Here is a 17,623-nt window from a genome sequence, read left to right on the forward strand (position 1 = left end):
AGGAGACGAAGTATGAAAAAATTAATGATAGCCCTGGCAGTCATGGGTATCAGCCTTGGTGTCAGCGCAGACACGGTGCAGCTAAATGGCAAAGACTATGTCGTCGTCGAAACCGACAGCAATGCGCGTAATATGAGTGGCGAGCAAATGGGCGTGATGGTTGGCGATAAAGTCGCTGTCTCGGCACAAAGCGCGCCATTAACGGTCACAGGCTCGATTTTGGTCAAAGCCAGTGAGACGAACGCCGGCCAGCTGGCTCAAAAATATGGTCTCGACCTAGTCAGCTATCTCGATGGCGTGGCGTTGCTGGAAGCGACGCCCGGTACCAATGTTGCTGAGCTAGAAAAGGCGTTAAATCAAGAGTTGGATACGCCTGTCAATCTTGAGCTGAATCCACAAAATCAGCGTCCACAATAAGCAAAATGAGCGCTTATTAATAAGAGCCCGTCTTTTTAGGCGGGCTTTTTATCATGGCCTTTCGTTATTTTGTAGAGAAAAGTGCGGCACAATTTACCCACCAACTATTTTGTTACTAGTTATTCCAGATTGTTCATAACTTTTACATGAGCCCCGTCTAACAGCTTGGTATGCTTTATCGCTTCTTAGCGCCAAAAAAATAGACAAATCATCATTATGCAGCTATGACGCTGTGATTAGGGAAAAGACAATGTGGAAAACCATTAGACATTCTTTGCCATTGCAAATTGCAGTGGCGGCCGCACTAGCTTGGCTGGTGGGCACGGTATTCGGCCCCATTGAAAACGCAGAGCAGACCACTTGGTATCCACTGCTTATGCTCGCCAAGGTCAGTTATATCGGTCTACTCAAAGCCGTGGTCGGTGTGATGGTATTGCTCTCGCTACTGGAAGGGATCAGTAATATTGGCAATGTGGTTCGCCTTAAGCGCCTTGGTGGTGCAACACTTTTGTTTTACGGTTTTACCACCACCATCGCGATCACCATTGGTCTTGGCGCAGCGCTGATGATGCCCGAGTGGCAACCGCTCACCAATGCACCGCCTGTGGATGAGAGCATTAGCTTTATCAACCAAGAGGCTGCGGGAGCCGGAGCCATTGCCACCAAACTTATCAATATGGCGTTGGTGAATCCATTTGCCGCGGTGACTCAGGGTAACCTTTTGGCGATTGTGGTGTTCACCATTTTGTTCGGCATTTCGCTGATTGTCGCACTGCCAGAGTCGCACCCATTATTCGAGACCATTCGTGGGCTGAATAAAGGCATTAACACCATGGTGGCAGGGATTATCAAGCTGGCGCCGTTTGCGGTGTTTGCGATTGTTTTCCAGTTCTCCCATCAAGGCGATAACGATCTATTTGGCCAGCTATTTAGCTTCGCCGCCTTGGTGTTTGGACTCACGATGGTCCACGCAGTGATTGTATTGCCACTTATTGCACGCGTCGCTGGTGGTATTGGCTTTGTGAGCCTATTTCGTGCCATTTCCGCGCCACTGGCGATGGCCTTTGCCACTTCTTCCAGTGCTGCGACACTGCCCGTCTCGATGCAGGCCGCCAAAGAAGAGCTCAAGGTCACCCCGTCGACCGCAAGCATGGTCTTGCCGTTGGGCGCGGTGATGAATATGGATGGCACCGCATTATTTGAAGGGATTGCGGCGGTGTTCTTGGCACAACTGTTCGGGATTGATCTGTCGACGACTGGCATTGTGATGATCTTCATTATGGCGATGGTTTCGTCGGTAGGCGCGCCGGGCATGCCGTCAGGCTCGATGTCGGGTATGCAGTTGGTGCTGCTGGCTGCGGGGATCCCCCTGGAAGCCATTGCCATTTTGCTGATCATTGAGCGCCCGCTCGACACCTTCCGTACCGCGGTCAATGTGCAAGGCGATTTGATTGGTGCCACGGTAATAGATAAGTGGCAAAAGCGTGTGGGTTAATCTTGCTGTTGTTTAAACACTGCAGGCAACAGGCAGTGAATTTGCCTGCAGTGTATCGCGCTTACTTGATGGTGAAGCCTAAATAAGCTTCAAACTCGTTGTCGTCAAATGCGTTGCGATCATCGGCAGTTCCTTTCACATCCTTATAATCCCAATTTAATGCTTCATAGGTTACCCCAGCATGCCAAGAAAAGTTGTCATTAACTTGTTTTTTGAATTCGACTTGAGGCTGAATATGCACCTCTGCTGTCGTTTTTTCTCTTTCTGGAATATGAAGGGCGTCAAGCATGGTCTCAACATTAAATGACACGTTGTCGGTAAGAGGAAGAGAGTAGGTCAAATAATCCTCGGTACCAATTTGATATTGGTATCCGTCGGCAGCCTTGTGGTAATAGTTGAAGTTATACCATGCAAGGGAAAGATTCCAGTGTTCAGAAAGATCGCCAGATAGGTAAAAGTTGGTTTCGGCGCCACTTAGGTTTTTCAAACTGCCATCATTTTTATTACCGAGCTGTGCCCACAATTCGATGCCGAATGAAAAGTCCTTTCCTCCAAGAGAGACATCTTTGCTAAAGTAAGGTTGAAAAATATATTGTTTCGCATCCCATGAGTCAGATCCATCGCTGGCTTTCCAAGCGGAATCATAGCGGAAAAAATAATTCAGGCTAGCGTCAAAATCACCCAGGGTGCCAATGCTTTGCAATAAAGCAAACTCGGTATCCCAACCTTCTTTTCTTGATTTTCCTTCGCTTTTAATGAAGTCTTTGTCGACATCAAAAAAAAACCTGTAATCATCACTGAGTTTATAAGTTCCCTTGCCGATGGTGACTTCGGTATCAGTTTTACCATTTTCAAAGTCGTTGACTTTGACTTCACTGGTCAGTGAACCGAGCTCTCCGGCAAAACTTGTGGTGCTGGCAAGCGTGATTGCAGCGGCAATCGCTGTTTTTTGGATAGTATTACTCACTTTAAAGTATCCCTTCTTTAATAATACATCTGAGTACTGTCGCGTTTTAATTATTACTCGTGTATGCACTGCGTCATTGAACGTAACGATACACGTATCGGCTTTTTATCCGATAAAAAACACGTAGCGACAGTCTATTCCTTGACGTTCGCTTATCTATTAGCGATGTAGAGGCATTCACTTGTGTCGAGTGAATGTGGATTTATGCTAGCAATGCGTCAGTAACATGACAATGGTGTTAATAATGAGTTAATGGTCAATTGGTGTTTTTGCTCTATTTTTTCTGCTGGGAGTCGCACCAATAACCATTCAGGTCCTGTTCAGCTCGAATAAATGACCAGATAAAGAGTTAAAAAAAGTACTAATCCCTACCTAAACAAATTCTTAGTAATCGATTACTCGACAATGGTTCGTTTTCGCAGTGATAAGCATTGTGTGTGAATTTATATTCACCTATTGCGGAGGGATAAGTGGAAGGGGTTCTTTATAGTAAGGGGTTATATAAAAATGAAAAGCATAATTATCCAAAGATTAATCAGTCTATAGTAAAAGAAGGCGGCAGAGCACCAATGATAACCTTGTCTACTCTCCGAGTGATTTTAACCCCGGCAGGTGTGATCATACCTTTACCATCGCGGCAACTGACTATGCGATGCAAACAATCTTGCCATTTGCGCTGCCGCGTATCTATCAGAAAGCCCCTCAAGTTGCATTTGACCCCGTCCATCCAGTTAGAACGACATTGTCGCCTTCTTGGTAGCGGCTATCCTCAGAGTGGATTACCTGACCAGTAAGATCAATGCCTGGTACCATAGGAAATTCGCGAACAATTTTCCCTTGGCCTGTGATAGCCAAGCCATTTTTATAGTTCAGCGATGACTAATCGACGGCAACGAGTACGTCACCATCAGGGAGTTGAGACTCATCAAGTTGCTCGATAGTTGGAAGCGTCTGCTTGCTTTCTTGCTTGAGAACGAGAGCGTCAAACATATCAGTCTCCTAGACGATACCAATGAGGAATGGCTCTCAGTCTAGCGCTGACTCATCGATGAACTAAATGAAACTTTAGCATTAACTCTATGCGTTTAAATCATGGGGTATCTGCTGGAGAGTAACGACGTGCCAGTTCCCAGTTTGTATCACAGGTATGTAGCTCACTGGCACACAAAGCAACTAAATCTCTAACCATAGAAATAAAAAAGGGCGGTAAATCAATGATTTACCGCCCTTTCCAATCGATTGGTGGAGCTGGCGGGAGTTGAACCCGCGTCCAGAATCAGTCTAACCAATGGCGCTACATGCTTAGTTTGTCTTTTATCTCGTCAGTGTGCTGCGGACAAACACGCCACACAAAGACATACCCAAATTAGTTTTAACGCTTCAGCTCTTGGGTCAAAGCCTCCACGCGATCCTGTTTGGTTTTGACTATCCTGAATCCCCGTCCTACAGGCGGAGGCTAGGGAGGATAGGCACTCAACAGGTTATTAAGCTGCTAGTGCGTAGTTTTCGTCGTTTGCGACTATTTGTTTGCGGCTTTTTACGAGGCCAACCGCCCCTCGGCATGCTCCACGGGCCTTCTCAATCCTGTCGAATCCTGAATCAGCCCCAGAGTGTGAGCGGAAGAGTCTAACACATTGATCTACCGCGTCAACGATTAACGCGCTGCGTTTTTCATGATCCTGGACTTTTGTCGCTGCCAGTCTCGGTCTTTCGCTGTATCGCGCTTATCGTGTAATTTTTTACCTTTCGCTAAGCCTATTTTGAGTTTAGCAAAAGATTTTTTCCAGTATAAAGACAGTGCCACCACCGTGAAACCGTCTCGATTTACCTTGCCGAGCAAGGTATCAAGCTCACGCCGTTTAAGCAATAGCTTACGGGTGCGCTGCGGATCGGCCACCACGTGCGTGGAGGCGACATTAAGCGGGGTAATGGTTGCCCCGAACAAAAAGGCTTCCCCGTCTTTTAGCAACACGTAGCTTTCACTGATATTGGCCTTACCTGCTCGGAGTGCTTTCACCTCCCAGCCTTGCAGCTCTAGCCCCGCCTCAAAGTCATCTTCAATGAAGTACTCAAAGCGTGCCTTTTTATTCAGCGCGATAGTGTTACTACTTGCTTTGTTCTTTGCGTTTTTCTTAGCCATAGTGGCCGCATTATAAAGGGGATATATCGAAGAATGAAAGGATTATCGCACTCAGTGGGAGAAAGAGTCTGACTTTATCCGCGATGTGGGTTGTGAGCATTGGTCTCAATCAGTCTCGATGGTATTATTTCGCGGTTAACTTGCAAGGAGTCCCTATGCCGCAAATCATCCGCTCGGCTTTAGTGCCGTACAGTGCTGAGCAAATGTTTGCCTTGGTGAACGATGTTGAGTCCTATCCTGCTTTCTTGCCCGGGTGTGTGAGCACCCGCCTTATTGAACATACAGACACCACCATGGTCGCGTCTTTAGATGTGGCGAAAGCAGGGATTAAGAAAACATTTACCACCAAAAATTATTTGGTGGATAACAGCCGTATTGATATGACACTGGTGGACGGGCCATTTAAACGCTTAAGTGGTGGCTGGAAATTTACGCCGTTATCAAGTGACGCATGCAAGATAGAACTCGACCTCGAGTTTGAGTTCACGAACCGCTTGGTCGAAGCGGCCTTTGGCCGTATCTTCAGCGAGTTAACCAGTAGTATGGTGAAGGCGTTTACAGAGCGAGCGAAAGAGATTTATGAGTGAAGAGACATTGCTGCATGTTGAAGTGGTTTACCCGTTGCCTAATGAGCAGCGCATCTTCAACTGCGTGGTGAAGCCAGACTCGACGGTGGAAGACATTATTCGTCAATCAGGTGTCTTAAGCGCCTATCCGGAGATTGATCTTGAGACCAACAAGGTTGGGGTATTTAGCCGACCGGTGAAACTCGACGCGCAAGTGCGCGACGGGGATCGTATTGAGATTTACCGCCCGCTGCAGGCCGACCCGAAAGAGATCCGCCGTCGCCGCGCTGAGCGCGCGAAACAAGAAGGAAAAGCGGATCCTGTTACTGGTGGACGCGTGGATACCCAGCGCAAACGCTCATGACTAGCCAAAAAGAAAGGCGCTGAGCGGCGCCTTTACTTCATGGAGAATAGATGACGGCATCAGAGAGCCGGATGCGTCGTCGTTACTGAACAGCTTCGAAAAATTGCTCACCTGGCTCGAAATCACCGTCCATGTTCACGAGTTGATTATTGTCATCGAATGAAAGCACCAGATCTTTTTGTGTTGGCGCCTCATGGCCAGGTTGTTGCCATTGCACAAAATACCAAGTGTTAGGATAACCTGATTCCACCAACATTGGGGGGCCGAGAAGGAACTTAACCTGCTCTTTGGTCATGCCAAATTTCAAGGCGTCGACGGCCTTTTCTTCAATGTAATTACCTTGGTTTATATCCACGCGATAAACCAGCTTYTCGGCATAAGAGCAGCCCATCATGGCAATCGCCATCAGAGAGGCAACGGCGGCTTTAGTCCAACCCATAGTTAATATCTTCACTGTCTTGTTTGATGGCAAATCATGTCTGTCGGTGACCATGTGTAGTCTGCGACGGATGCGTCCCGAGTATAATGAAGCAGGGAATATATGTAAAAAACCTGCTGACGACTAGCGTTTCGACGATGATAGCGTGAAAAAGTTCGACGTGTGTAAGGAAATAACCGAGAAAAGCAGAGCTAGTGCACTTTTCTCGGTCTGAATGCCACATTCAGCGCTGTTTTGACTTGGTAGAATCAAGCGGCTACTAGAAGATCTTCCGCGTTTGCGAGGGTGCGATCAGTGATCTCACTGCCACCCAGCAATCGCGCAAGTTCACTAATTCTTGCCTTGTAGTCGAGCGGATACATACGGGTCGTGGTGCTGCCTTTGTCAGTATCTTTAGCTACAAACATCTGCTGATGACCACAGCCTGCGACTTGTGGCAGGTGGGTCACACACATCACTTGCGTGGAGTCGCCAAGTTGACGTAAAAGTTTGCCCACAATCGCAGCGGTTGGCCCACTGATCCCCACATCGACTTCATCAAAGATCAGGCTAGGGGTTTCTACTTTTTGGGCGGTGATGACTTGAATGGCCAGCGAGATCCGAGACAGCTCGCCGCCGGATGCAACCTTCGCCAGTGGTTGTAAAGGCTGACCTGGGTTAGTCGACACAAGAAATGCCACCGCATCTCCGCCTAGTGGGCTGAGGTGGGTCTCCGCTTTATTTTCGACTTGGATCTCGAAGCTACCATGTTCCATGCTCAGCTGGTGCATGCTTTGCGTGATCAGTTTGTTCAACTCTTTGGCATAGCGACGACGGCTCTTGCTTAATTTCTCAGCGGTGTCGAGGCAATCTGCAAACTGCCTGTCCACATCTGCTTGCAACTGCTCAATCGCCTCATCGTTATGTCCCAGTTTCTCCAACTCTTGAATCAATTGTTGATGCGTCTCATATAATGCATCGGGTTGAACCTGATGTTTACGCGCCAAACTCATGATAGTGCTCATGCGCTGATCTAGATACTGGAGGCGTTGAGGATCCATATCGAGTTGGTCAAGATAGCTACTCACTTCTTGGCTCGTCTCTTGGGTTTGGATCCGCGCCTCTTCGAGCATTTCAGCGAGCGGTGAGAAGTGACTATCTAGTGCAGCCAGCTCACTTAAGCGCTGCTGGGCCGCCGTCAGTAAGCTCAATGTGTTGGTCTCTTCGCCATCACTGAGTAAATCCACCACCGCCTGACTGGTCATGGCGATATCGCCACTGTTTGACAAGCGTTTGTGTTCTTCTTCGATTTGTTGGTATTCCTCTTCACCCAATGCGAGTTCATTGAGCTCACCGACTTGATATTCCAAAAGTTGTTGCTGAGCGTCGATGTCGTCTTTTTTCTTGATCAGTGCTTTTAGCTCATTTTTAGTACGGCGCCAACGCTGATAGCGTGTCGCCATTTTGTCCAGCAAGCTTTGGTGGCCAGCGTATTGGTCTAATAACGTAATTTGGTGTTCAGGGCGTAACAGTTGTTGGTGCGCGTGTTGACCATGGATATTTATCAATAACTGCCCCAGCGCTTTTTGCTGTGAGGCAGGTACGGGGTTACCGTTGATATAAGCGCGTGAGCGGCCTTCTTTGGTGATCACTCGCCTTAATATGCAATCATCACCGTCTTCCAGTTCGTTATCTTGCAGCCAGCGACGTGCAGCGCTGTTTTGCTCGAGGGTGAAACTGGCAGAAATTTCTGCGCGTTTCTCCCCCGGGCGCACCATGTTGGCATCAGCACGATCACCAAGGCACAACCCTAGCGCATCGATAGAAATAGATTTACCCGCCCCGGTTTCACCGGTGATCGCCGTCATGCCTTTACTAAACTCCAACTCCAAGGATTTAACGATGGCAAAGTTTTGAATGGTTATATCGGCTAACATAGAGAGACACCTGTATCTATCGACAACTGTTTATAGATACAGTATATACTGTTTTTTCATCCAGTGAATACTGTTGGGCAAGAATTGTTGTGAATGCGATGAACAGCACAAAAATTGCGCATTAAAAAAGCAGGAAGCCCTGCTTTTTATCGGATACATGTAAAAGACAAGAAACAGCTGGCTTAAAACAACTTAGAAGACCAACCCAGTTTTTTTCGTAACGTGTTGTAATAATTATAATCTTGAGGATGAATGAGTTTGAGCGTGGCGGGACTTTTGTAAATGTGCACTTCGTCCCCAGGGTTTACCGGCAAGGAAACTTGGCCATCACAGCTCACTTCCAGTGTCCCGCGGTTGTCAGGCGAAACCAGTAATTTAATACGGCGGTTGCCATCAACAACCAATGGACGGCTCGACAATGTATGCGGGAACATAGGCACGAGCGAAATCGCGTCGAGGCTGGGAGATAAAATAGGGCCACCGCCGGATAAGCTGTATGCGGTTGAGCCTGTGGGCGTTGAAATAATGATCCCGTCCGATCGCTGTGAGAAGGCAAACTGCTCGTTAATATACACCTCAAATTCAATCATGTGCGCGACTTGCCCGGGGTGAAGTACTGCTTCATTCAATGAGGCGTTATGGCTTTTTACCTGATCGTGACGATGAATTTCGGTTTCAAGTAAAAAACGGTCTTCTTCCAAGTACTCACCGCTTAATACCGCTTCCAGCGCATGTTCAAAGGCTTCGGGATCCAAATCGGTGAGAAAGCCGAGGTTACCGCGGTTCACTCCGATCACCTTGATATCGCAGCGAGACAGTACACGTGCGGCGCCGAGCATATTGCCGTCCCCACCGATCACAATGGCTAAGTCGGCGTGTTGGCCTATCGTCACGAGATCCAAGTAATGGGCATCGGGCAAACCAAGATTGGTGCTCAAGCGTGTGTCAATGGACACCTCATAACCGCGTTCAGTTAGCCAGTGATAGAGGCCTATGTGTGTGTTAACCGCTTCCGGGTTACGAGGTTTGCCAATCAGGGCAATGCGCTGGAATGCTGTCGACATAATCAGGATCTCATCGTTATTTGTGCCCAGTATAACGCGGTAAAAAAGCGATTGTCGTGATTTGCGTTATGCGAGCGGTTGAATCATAAAGATTCATCCCCATAATACTTTCGTCAATCAAGTTGAATAGTCCCAGTGGCGTGCTGGGCAATGCCATTTGTGTCGGAGTGATCATGAGCGAAGAACAGAAAGTGAAGCAAGAGCAGGAAGCGATGAAAGATGCGCAAGCTGCTGAAGCCAAAGGTAAAGAGCAGGCCGCTGAGCAACAAGCAAGTGGTGGTGCAGACATTGAACATGAAGAAACCGCAGCCATGATTGCGCGCATCACCGAGCTAGAAGCAGCGCTTGAGGCAAGCGAAGCCAAGGTGCAAGAGCAGCAAGATAGTGTGCTACGTGCTCGCGCTGATGTTGACAACATGCGTCGTCGCACCGAGCAAGAAGTGGATAAAGCGCGCAAGTTTGCCCTAGAGAAATTTGCCGGTGAACTTTTACCTGTGATTGATAACCTTGAACGCGCGGTTGAAATGGCCGACAAGGAAGACGAATCAATCAAACCAATGGTGGAAGGGGTTGAGCTGACGCTGAAAACCATGATGGACACCATTGATAAGTTTGGCTTGAAAGCGATCGATCCTCAAGGTCAACCGTTTGACCCAGAATTGCATCAGGCGATGACCATTCAAGAAAGCGCCGAGCACGAGCCAAACACCGTGAWGATGGTGATGCAAAAAGGCTATGAACTAAACGGCCGTGTTGTGCGCCCAGCCATGGTGATGGTATCCAAAGCGCCGCAAGGTAACGTTGACGAAAAAGCCTAATTAGGCCCGGGAGAGAGCTTACTAAACTAAATTCGGTGTTTTTTTGCTTCCTCCCCTTGAAAAGCACTCGGCTGCCCTTATTTAAACGGCAGCACTAAATAAAATTGCGGTGAGGGGGTTGAACCTCTCACAGTTACCCCCACATAAGGGGTAACGCATTAAAGCCATAGAACGAATTTCGGAGAGCACCAGATGGGTAAAATCATTGGTATTGACTTGGGTACAACCAACTCATGTGTCGCCGTACTTGACGGTGAAAAAACGCGCGTCATTGAGAACGCAGAGGGTGATCGTACAACACCATCGGTTATCGCTTACACACAAGATGGTGAAACACTTGTCGGTCAGCCTGCGAAGCGCCAGGCAGTGACAAACCCAGAAAACACCCTGTTTGCTATCAAGCGTCTGATCGGCCGCCGCTTCGAAGATGAAGAAGTGCAGCGTGATATCAGCATCATGCCTTACAAAATTGTTAAGGCAGATAACGGTGACGCTTGGGTTGAGGCGAAAGGCCAAAAAATGGCTGCGCCACAGGTGTCTGCTGAAGTCCTGAAGAAAATGAAGAAAACCGCTGAAGATTTCCTCGGCGAGGAAGTGACTGGCGCGGTGATTACTGTCCCTGCTTACTTTAACGACTCTCAGCGTCAAGCAACCAAAGATGCTGGTCGTATCGCAGGCCTAGAAGTTAAACGTATCATCAACGAACCAACAGCAGCGGCACTGGCTTATGGTCTAGATAAAAAAGGCGGCGATCGCACAATCGCTGTGTATGACCTAGGTGGTGGTACCTTCGATATCTCTATCATCGAAATCGATGAGGTAGATGGCGAGCAAACGTTCGAAGTATTGGCCACAAACGGTGACACGCACCTTGGTGGTGAAGACTTCGATAACCGCTTGATCACCTACTTGGTTGACGAGTTCAAAAAAGAGCAAGGCATCGACCTGCGTCAAGACCCGCTAGCGATGCAACGTGTCAAAKAAGCGGCTGAGAAAGCGAAGATTGAACTGTCTTCTGCGCAGCAAACAGACGTGAACTTGCCGTATGTGACGGCGGACGCAACCGGTCCTAAGCACATGAACATCAAAGTGACTCGTGCCAAGCTTGAGTCTCTGGTTGAAGATCTGGTTCAGCGCTCACTAGAACCAATGAAAGTCGCACTGGCTGATGCCGAGCTATCGGTTGACGAAATCACTGACGTTATCTTGGTTGGCGGTCAAACCCGTATGCCAATGGTACAGGCCAAAGTGGCAGAGTACTTTGGTAAGGATGCACGTAAAGACGTGAACCCTGACGAAGCCGTTGCCATGGGTGCCGCGGCACAAGGTGGCGTACTGTCTGGTGATGTAAAAGACGTACTGCTGCTTGACGTGACGCCTCTTTCACTGGGTATCGAAACCATGGGCGGTGTGATGACCAAGCTGATTGAGAAAAACACCACGATCCCAACTAAGGCGAACCAGGTGTTCTCAACTGCAGAAGACAACCAAAGCGCGGTAACAATCCACGTGATTCAGGGTGAGCGTAAGCAAGCCATGCATAACAAATCACTGGGTCAGTTCAACCTCGAGGGCATCCAGCCTGCGCCACGCGGTGTGCCACAAATCGAAGTGACCTTCGATTTGAACGCTGACGGTATCTTGAATGTGTCTGCGGCTGATAAGCAAACCGGCCAAGAGCAGAAGATCACTATCCAAGCGTCTGGCGGCCTAAGTGACGAAGACGTTGAGAAGATGGTGCAAGAAGCAGAAGCTAACAAAGAAGCGGACAAGAAGTTCGAAGAGCTAGTGACTGCGCGCAACCAAGCTGACCAACTGGTTCACGGCACGCGTAAGCAAATGGAAGAAGCAGGTGACAAACTGCCTGCAGAAGACAAAGAGAAGATCGAAACCGCCATTTCTGAGCTGGAAACCGCACGTAACGGTGAAGATAAAGAAGACATCGATGCGAAGGTTCAAGCACTGGTTGCCGCTTCATCAAAACTGATGGAAATCGCGCAGCAGCAAGCTCAAGATGAGCAGGCGCAGCAAGACGCCGGTGCTGATTCAGCAAAACAAGACGACGATGTTGTCGATGCTGAGTTCGAAGAAGTTAAAGACGACGACAAGAAATAAGCGAAAGCACTGTCGTTAATAAGCACGGGCGTAGGGGAGCAATCTCCTTCGCCCGTCGTTTTATCAAACAGTGAATTGAACGTCTTTGTTTTGTTGACGTAAACAGGTGCAGTCAGACCATGTCTAAAAGAGATTTGTATGAAGTGCTCGGCTTAAGCCGCGATGCAAGCGAGCGCGATATTAAAAAAGCCTATAAGCGGCTGGCAATGAAATATCACCCAGACCGCAACAAAGGCGAAGATGCAGCCGATCAGTTTAAAGAAATTAAGTTGGCCTATGAAGTGCTGACCGACCCGCAAAAACGCGCAGCCTATGATCAATATGGTCACGCAGCCTTTGAACAAGGCGGCATGGGAGGCGGCGGCTTCGGCGGCGGTGGCTTCGGTGGAGGTGCTGACTTTAGCGATATTTTTGGTGACGTATTCGGCGATATATTCGGCGGAGGTCGTCGTGGTGGTCAGCAACGCGCGCAACGTGGAGCCGATTTACGCTACAACATGGAGCTTACGCTTGAAGAAGCGGTCCGTGGCGTCAGCAAAGAGATCGAAGTCCCTACTTATGTCGGGTGTAAAACCTGTGATGGCAGTGGGGCGAAACCAGGTTCGAAAAAACAAACCTGTGGAACCTGTAACGGTATCGGCCAAGTGCAAATGCGCCAAGGTTTCTTTGCGGTTCAACAAGCATGTCCAACCTGTCATGGCAGCGGGACCATTATCAAAGATCCTTGTAACAGTTGCCACGGCCAAGGTCGCGTAAAAGAAACCAAGCACTTGAATGTAAAAATCCCTGCGGGGGTTGATACGGGTGATCGCATTCGCTTATCCGGAGAAGGTGAAGCGGGTGAAAACGGTGCCCCGGCGGGTGACTTGTATGTTCAAGTACACATCCGCGAACATCATATTTTTACCCGTGATGGCAACAACCTCTACTGCGAAGTACCAGTGAGCTTCACCATGGCAGCCCTCGGCGGCGAGGTTGAAGTCCCTACCTTAGATGGTCGTGTTAGCTTAAAAGTCCCAGCAGAAACGCAAACAGGACGCATGTTCCGTATGCGCGGTAAAGGGGTGCAGTCTGTTCGTGGCGGCGGTATGGGTGACCTGATCTGTAAGATGGTTGTCGAAACGCCAGTGAACTTAAGTGGCCGTCAAAAAGAGCTTCTACAAGAGCTAGAAGAGTCTTTTAGTGGCACTGAAGCGAAAAAACACAAGCCAAAATCAGAGGGCTTCTTTGACGGTGTTAAGAAATTCTTTGACGATTTAACCGGATAAACGACTGAGTTTCTCCCGCTACGCTCGACGGCGAGTCAGAGCGTACTGAAAGAATCAGCGGCCAGCTCTATGCTGGCCGTTTTAATGTCTGAAGAACCTCACTTTTTGCACGATCTTGGGGTAAGGGGCAGGATGCGTTGGATGAGGTAGAGGTTATTAGTCCATTAGCATAGAGCACTAAGGTTGCGCAGGGATCACCGGTTTGTGAGTGATTAGCTCGCGGGTGAGCAAGGATCTTATAGGTAGCCTCCCCACTTTGAATTTCGAATCGATAATCAGGTGATAACTGGCAATCGGCACAGAGTGCTTTTGCTTCTAAGTCGGTTGCATCTGATACCGACGGATAGTGTTTTGTCGTAATGAACTGCTGCTCTACCCAGGCTTGTAACTGAATTAAGTGTCGCGTCGCTGCGTGCCGTGTCTGTCGTTGTTGGTACTCGGTATAGCTGGGTATGACTACCCCTGCAAGTGTGGCGATGATAGCCAAGACGAGCATCATTTCGATCAATGTCACCCCATGTTGTAAATAGCGACAAAAAGATAAACGCATTTCTACGGGCCTCTCGAAGACTCAATCACCAAACGCATACAGAGGTTATGAGAGTGGTAACCTGAGCGCAATCAGCAGGCGAAGATCCTGGGAGGCAGTATGCGTTTTATCTCTCATCAAAAACGACGTTATCATGGCTTTACTTTAATAGAGTCACTGATTGCGCTTGCTGTGCTGGCGGTTACATGCAGTATTGCGTTTCCCAACTTTCAAAAAGCGCACCAAGCGACGTTAATTGCCAATGAGAGTGCGGCACTCTCTAGTTTGTTTCAGTTGGCACAAAGCCGAGCTGTCGAAGAAAGTCGACCGTATGTTGTTAGCTTAGTGAGTGAGGGTGGGATTGACTGCATTGTTGCCAAAGCAGAATCAGCGTCCACAGTCCGAGCATCAGCCCAACAGCCATCGACTCACGCCTGCCATCAAACGCAAGCCTTGATGGTGAGGCTAGATAAACAGGTCACACTAAAAAAACAAGTTAAAGAAGAGTGGCAATTACAGCCAGACGGCGATTTATTTACGATTGACTTTCGAACCCAGCGGCCGAACCTCAACCTCACACTTGGATTAATGGCTAAGAAGCGCCAACAGCCAGACTATGTAGTGCAAGTTCGTCAGTACCTGGGTTTTGAATCCTGTCAGTGGAGTGGTATCGACAGTGCGTGTAGCTAATTCCAAAGGGTACTCATTAGTTGAGCTTTTAGTTGGCTTGTCGGTGAGTATTTTAGTTTCAATCACCGCACTTTCTGTGATGACTTCGGCGACCACAATGCAAGCCAGGATTGATGCCAAGACGCGCTTATCGCTCGAAGTCAGCCGCTTATTAACGATGATGGAAACTGAGATACGTCGAGCCGGAATGTGCTACCAGTGTGATGGCGCGTCGCCCTATCTCTTTGACAGTAGTCATGATCTTCACCTTTTACTGATTGATGAAACTCCCTCGCAGCGTCAAGGGCAATGCCTTCGTTTTGCTTATCAACAAGACAGTCTCCATCCCACGAATACCGTGGGTAAAGATGACGCCAAAGGTTTTCGACTAGATACAGAAGCCCATGCCATAGAGATCTATGAAAATCACCGAGACACGGCGAACTGGTCGTGTGAATCAGGTTATTGGCGAGATATTTCTTCTCGTGCATTGAAGATCTCGCATTTATCTTTTACCCGTAACGAGGTGCATACCGAAAATGGTCGACGCATTACCTCATTGACTATCAAGGTTTCCGCCTCGCTAAACCGCCAACCTGGTCTGCGTAAAGATGTGTCGCGAACATTGGTTTTAGCTAATACGGTGGCCTCATCATGAAGTACGTCGCAAAATGCACGCGTGACCAAGGTATAGCCACCCTGGCGGTGGTCGCCAGCATCGCTCTAATTACGCTTCTTATCGTATTAGGTGTCAGTCGACGCGCAGTCAATGATATCCAACAAACACAGGCGAGAATCACAACCGAGCAATCCCTTTCTAGAGCGTGGGCGGCTCTAGATTGCGCGGTGGCTAAGATCAAACATGATGGTATTCATTTATCGAAAGACGATGTGGCAGCGGGGATAGCGCAACTCTCACCTTGTCAACATATCGCAGGGAGCCAATTATGGTTGGAGCCTTGGCAAAATAGTGATCGCGGAATGTGGCATCTTTACGCGACTCATGCACAGCAACAAGTCGGAGTGACCCTAGCAAAAGCCACCGGTGCACGAAGAAGTTCATTTGTCACTTCAGGATCAGCAGCGTTTTACGGTGGCAATAGATGGCGACCAGCAAAGGGAAAAAAGCGAGAGGATGGTTTATATGAATGTCATTCAATTGTAGCCGGGGGCGATGTCATGATTCGTCCGCGCACGCTCGGTGAGAATCAGTCAAAGAGTTCAGAGAGCTCAAAGAATGAAGAGGAAAAAAGTCAAAACATATTTACCGTTCACTTAGGAGAGGGTGAAGAATGTGCACCCGAGTATAAAACTGAAGTCCATTATGGCGAAGTCGCGGATAGCCGCGATGAGGCAGAGACGCTGCTCAAAAAAGATGTACAAACCAATGTTGATAATATGGACTTGTTCAAAGATTACTTTGGTGTTCCTCGCGCGCAGTGGAAAACAGTCAGAGAGCAATTTGAGCGACAAGGCGGTTTTGTTGTTAATACCCAAGGTGACCCCTCGTTATGTTATGAAACCCTATTGGATGCAGTCGCAAGTAGTAAACACAGAGAAAGTGCGAATGCAAAAGTCTGGGTGGATGGGCCTTGTGATCTAAGCCGAGAGGGTTTAGAGGCGTTACCAAGTGAACCTCCGATTTTACTGGTTGTACAAGATGGCATTGTGGCGCTGCGTGGTGCGATTAGACCGTTTAAAGGAGCGGTTTATCAGTTTAACACCGATAAGCTGAATGCGAGAGAATTTGCTGAGCAATGGGGGATGATCATCTCCGAATCTGGCGAGATGTCTTGCTCTCACAACGATAGTAATATCCAAGAACTTTGCCAATTGATTACATCGACTGTTACCAACCCTGAGCAAGCACGCCGTGTGCCTTTTTGGTTTAGTGGTAGCTTTGAACCCGAGGGGGCATTTATCACCGACGTGCCTAATGGCCACTCCGTGGTGTATGGTGCATTCATACCTACTTATAGTGGTGAGGTATTACAGCAGAGTTTTGCTGGGCTTAAGCAGTGGCGGCCCGTAAATAATAGCTACCATGACATCAAGCCGCCTCTTGGGGAGGGTTAGCATGTTACGAGCGCGAGGCTTTTCCTTTATAGAAATATTGATTGCGCTAGTGTTAGTTGCGGTAACGGGCGCAGGTATTTATACACTCACTGTTGATATTCAAGCTAAGCAACACAATGTGCGCTTGGCCGAAGGGGCTATGCACGTTGCTAGTAACCAACTGTCGCATTGGCGTTTAATGAACACGGATACGCCCTGCAGTGCAAGCCACTCTGTAGTCATGAGGTTGAGCCGTTTAGCACGATGTTTGATAGATACCGAAGACACGGGTTACCAACTGGCAGTGACTGAGATTAAAAATGTGCTCACCGATGATGACGGTGTTTATGCGAAAACACTTGTATTGGAAGTTCGCTGGCAAGATTACCGAAATAAGGAACAGACGCTGAGATTTTACTTCACAGGGTCAACGCTTCGATACCAAGGTATGTAATAAGCGCCCAAAAGAGTGAGTTATCACCCGCCTGGTTGGTTTTTAATCGCTTGTGCTGTTTTCTTCAAAAAATCCTTGCGCCCAAAAATTACCTCTCTATAATGCGCTCTCGTTGGCACGGCAAGCCGCGCTAACAACGGCAAAATAGTCAAGCAAACAAAACGCTTGACTCATTGCCTCGGTGGCGTAAAATGCCACTCCCGCTCAAGATTGGGCGGCGCTCTTTAACAATTTGACCTATGCAATCTGTGTGGGCACTCGTTAAGAATAGACAAAAAGATTTATTCGATGAACTGAGTGACCAAACGACAACTTTTATAGTTGTTCGGCACAGTCAATTCGTTTGT

17 protein-coding genes, 1 other RNA gene and 2 pseudogenes are annotated in these 17,623 nt (G+C 48.3%); 12 read left to right on the plus strand and 8 right to left on the minus strand.

The window, feature by feature from the left end; translation table 11 throughout:
- Positions 1-12: 12 nt before the first annotated feature.
- Both BZG13_RS10145 and BZG13_RS10150 read left to right on the plus strand, forming a co-directional pair.
- A complete protein-coding gene (locus BZG13_RS10145) occupies positions 13-417 on the plus strand; it encodes a hypothetical protein (RefSeq protein WP_077486534.1) in 405 nt (134 codons plus the stop codon).
- A gap of 250 nt (positions 418-667) precedes the next feature.
- Complete coding sequence (locus BZG13_RS10150) at positions 668-1,912, plus strand: dicarboxylate/amino acid:cation symporter (RefSeq protein ID WP_069362788.1); 1,245 nt, start codon at positions 668-670, stop codon at positions 1,910-1,912.
- 61 nt (positions 1,913-1,973) lie between these two features.
- Here BZG13_RS10150 and BZG13_RS10155 read toward each other — a convergent pair whose 3' ends face one another.
- A complete protein-coding gene (locus tag BZG13_RS10155) occupies positions 1,974-2,879 on the minus strand; it encodes a hypothetical protein (RefSeq protein WP_077486535.1) in 906 nt (301 codons plus the stop codon).
- Between the two features lie 586 nt (positions 2,880-3,465).
- Between BZG13_RS10155 and BZG13_RS15485 the strand changes: the two are divergent.
- A pseudogene (locus tag BZG13_RS15485) lies at positions 3,466-3,597 on the plus strand (LysR family transcriptional regulator); the annotation flags it as partial.
- A 5-nt stretch (positions 3,598-3,602) separates the two neighbouring features.
- Here the strand turns inward: BZG13_RS15485 and BZG13_RS10160 are convergent.
- From BZG13_RS10160 to smpB, 3 genes and pseudogenes are all read right to left on the minus strand, one after another.
- Positions 3,603-3,869 (minus strand): annotated as a pseudogene (locus tag BZG13_RS10160) (alcohol dehydrogenase catalytic domain-containing protein); the annotation flags it as partial.
- A gap of 250 nt (positions 3,870-4,119) precedes the next feature.
- Positions 4,120-4,486, minus strand: a transfer-messenger RNA (tmRNA) gene (gene ssrA / locus BZG13_RS10165).
- Positions 4,487-4,533: 47 nt separating this feature from the next.
- A complete protein-coding gene (gene smpB, locus BZG13_RS10170) occupies positions 4,534-5,019 on the minus strand; it encodes an SsrA-binding protein SmpB (protein ID WP_069362793.1) in 486 nt (161 codons plus the stop codon).
- Between the two features lie 155 nt (positions 5,020-5,174).
- Here smpB and BZG13_RS10175 point away from each other — a divergent pair, with 155 nt between their 5' ends.
- A complete protein-coding gene (locus tag BZG13_RS10175; protein WP_046075180.1) occupies positions 5,175-5,606 on the plus strand; it encodes an SRPBCC family protein in 432 nt (143 codons plus the stop codon).
- Positions 5,599-5,949, plus strand: a complete 351-nt coding sequence (locus BZG13_RS10180; protein ID WP_077486536.1) for an RnfH family protein — start codon at positions 5,599-5,601, stop codon at positions 5,947-5,949. The genes BZG13_RS10175 and BZG13_RS10180 overlap by 8 nt, the downstream gene beginning before the upstream one ends.
- Before the next feature lie 82 nt (positions 5,950-6,031).
- Here BZG13_RS10180 and bamE read toward each other — a convergent pair whose 3' ends face one another.
- The 3 genes from bamE to nadK form a co-directional block, all read right to left on the minus strand.
- On the minus strand, positions 6,032-6,388 hold the full coding sequence (gene bamE, locus BZG13_RS10185) for an outer membrane protein assembly factor BamE (protein WP_046075182.1): 357 nt from the start codon (positions 6,386-6,388) through the stop codon (positions 6,032-6,034).
- Positions 6,389-6,636: 248 nt separating this feature from the next.
- On the minus strand, positions 6,637-8,304 hold the full coding sequence (gene recN, locus BZG13_RS10190) for a DNA repair protein RecN (protein WP_077486537.1): 1,668 nt from the start codon (positions 8,302-8,304) through the stop codon (positions 6,637-6,639).
- Positions 8,305-8,486: 182 nt separating this feature from the next.
- A complete protein-coding gene (gene nadK / locus BZG13_RS10195) occupies positions 8,487-9,368 on the minus strand; it encodes an NAD(+) kinase (protein WP_077486538.1) in 882 nt (293 codons plus the stop codon).
- Between the two features lie 173 nt (positions 9,369-9,541).
- Here nadK and grpE point away from each other — a divergent pair, with 173 nt between their 5' ends.
- The 3 genes from grpE to dnaJ all read left to right on the plus strand — a co-directional run bounded on the left by grpE (position 9,542) and on the right by dnaJ (position 13,569).
- Complete coding sequence (grpE, locus tag BZG13_RS10200) at positions 9,542-10,186, plus strand: nucleotide exchange factor GrpE (protein WP_077486539.1); 645 nt, start codon at positions 9,542-9,544, stop codon at positions 10,184-10,186.
- A gap of 192 nt (positions 10,187-10,378) precedes the next feature.
- Entirely contained in the window at positions 10,379-12,301 is a 1,923-nt protein-coding gene (gene dnaK, locus BZG13_RS10205) for a molecular chaperone DnaK (RefSeq protein WP_077486540.1), read from the plus strand.
- A gap of 119 nt (positions 12,302-12,420) precedes the next feature.
- The gene (dnaJ, locus tag BZG13_RS10210; protein ID WP_077486541.1) at positions 12,421-13,569 is read left to right on the plus strand and encodes a molecular chaperone DnaJ; all 1,149 of its coding nucleotides are present in this window, start codon (positions 12,421-12,423) and stop codon (positions 13,567-13,569) included.
- A gap of 67 nt (positions 13,570-13,636) precedes the next feature.
- Here the strand turns inward: dnaJ and BZG13_RS10215 are convergent, their stop codons facing one another.
- Positions 13,637-14,119, minus strand: a complete 483-nt coding sequence (locus BZG13_RS10215) for a type IV pilin protein (RefSeq protein ID WP_077486542.1) — start codon at positions 14,117-14,119, stop codon at positions 13,637-13,639.
- A gap of 99 nt (positions 14,120-14,218) precedes the next feature.
- Between BZG13_RS10215 and BZG13_RS10220 the strand changes: the two genes are divergently transcribed.
- From BZG13_RS10220 to BZG13_RS10235, 4 genes are all read left to right on the plus strand, one after another.
- Positions 14,219-14,788: a pilus assembly FimT family protein gene (locus tag BZG13_RS10220; RefSeq protein WP_077486543.1), complete on the plus strand. Its 570-nt coding sequence runs from the start codon at positions 14,219-14,221 to the stop codon at positions 14,786-14,788.
- A 97-nt stretch (positions 14,789-14,885) separates the two neighbouring features.
- A complete protein-coding gene (locus tag BZG13_RS10225; RefSeq protein WP_131825399.1) occupies positions 14,886-15,425 on the plus strand; it encodes a hypothetical protein in 540 nt (179 codons plus the stop codon).
- Positions 15,422-16,843, plus strand: coding sequence for a hypothetical protein (locus BZG13_RS10230; RefSeq protein WP_077486544.1), 1,422 nt, complete (start codon positions 15,422-15,424; stop codon positions 16,841-16,843). The genes BZG13_RS10225 and BZG13_RS10230 overlap by 4 nt, the downstream gene beginning before the upstream one ends.
- A 1-nt stretch (position 16,844) precedes the next feature.
- The gene (locus BZG13_RS10235; RefSeq protein ID WP_158011760.1) at positions 16,845-17,276 is read left to right on the plus strand and encodes a type II secretion system protein; all 432 of its coding nucleotides are present in this window, start codon (positions 16,845-16,847) and stop codon (positions 17,274-17,276) included.
- Positions 17,277-17,623 lie beyond the last annotated feature (347 nt).

It is taken from the genome of Salinivibrio sp. ML323 (assembly GCF_001995745.1).
Classification (GTDB): domain Bacteria; phylum Pseudomonadota; class Gammaproteobacteria; order Enterobacterales; family Vibrionaceae; genus Salinivibrio; species Salinivibrio kushneri.

Bases quoted from the DNA above. Each gene is read 5' to 3' on its own strand.
- BZG13_RS10220 (WP_077486543.1), top strand. From the start codon at position 14,219: ATGCGTTTTATCTCTCATCAAAAACGACGTTATCATGGCTTTACTTTA.
- recN (WP_077486537.1), bottom strand. From the start codon at position 8,304: ATGTTAGCCGATATAACCATTCAAAACTTTGCCATCGTTAAATCCTTG.
- BZG13_RS10215 (WP_077486542.1), bottom strand. From the start codon at position 14,119: ATGCGTTTATCTTTTTGTCGCTATTTACAACATGGGGTGACATTGATC.
- BZG13_RS10180 (WP_077486536.1), top strand. From the start codon at position 5,599: ATGAGTGAAGAGACATTGCTGCATGTTGAAGTGGTTTACCCGTTGCCT.
- BZG13_RS10175 (WP_046075180.1), top strand. From the start codon at position 5,175: ATGCCGCAAATCATCCGCTCGGCTTTAGTGCCGTACAGTGCTGAGCAA.
- BZG13_RS10145 (WP_077486534.1), top strand. From the start codon at position 13: ATGAAAAAATTAATGATAGCCCTGGCAGTCATGGGTATCAGCCTTGGT.
- BZG13_RS10235 (WP_158011760.1), top strand. From the start codon at position 16,845: ATGTTACGAGCGCGAGGCTTTTCCTTTATAGAAATATTGATTGCGCTA.
- BZG13_RS10230 (WP_077486544.1), top strand. From the start codon at position 15,422: ATGAAGTACGTCGCAAAATGCACGCGTGACCAAGGTATAGCCACCCTG.
- smpB (WP_069362793.1), bottom strand. From the start codon at position 5,019: ATGGCTAAGAAAAACGCAAAGAACAAAGCAAGTAGTAACACTATCGCG.
- dnaJ (WP_077486541.1), top strand. From the start codon at position 12,421: ATGTCTAAAAGAGATTTGTATGAAGTGCTCGGCTTAAGCCGCGATGCA.
- nadK (WP_077486538.1), bottom strand. From the start codon at position 9,368: ATGTCGACAGCATTCCAGCGCATTGCCCTGATTGGCAAACCTCGTAAC.
- BZG13_RS10150 (WP_069362788.1), top strand. From the start codon at position 668: ATGTGGAAAACCATTAGACATTCTTTGCCATTGCAAATTGCAGTGGCG.
- BZG13_RS10225 (WP_131825399.1), top strand. From the start codon at position 14,886: ATGCAAGCCAGGATTGATGCCAAGACGCGCTTATCGCTCGAAGTCAGC.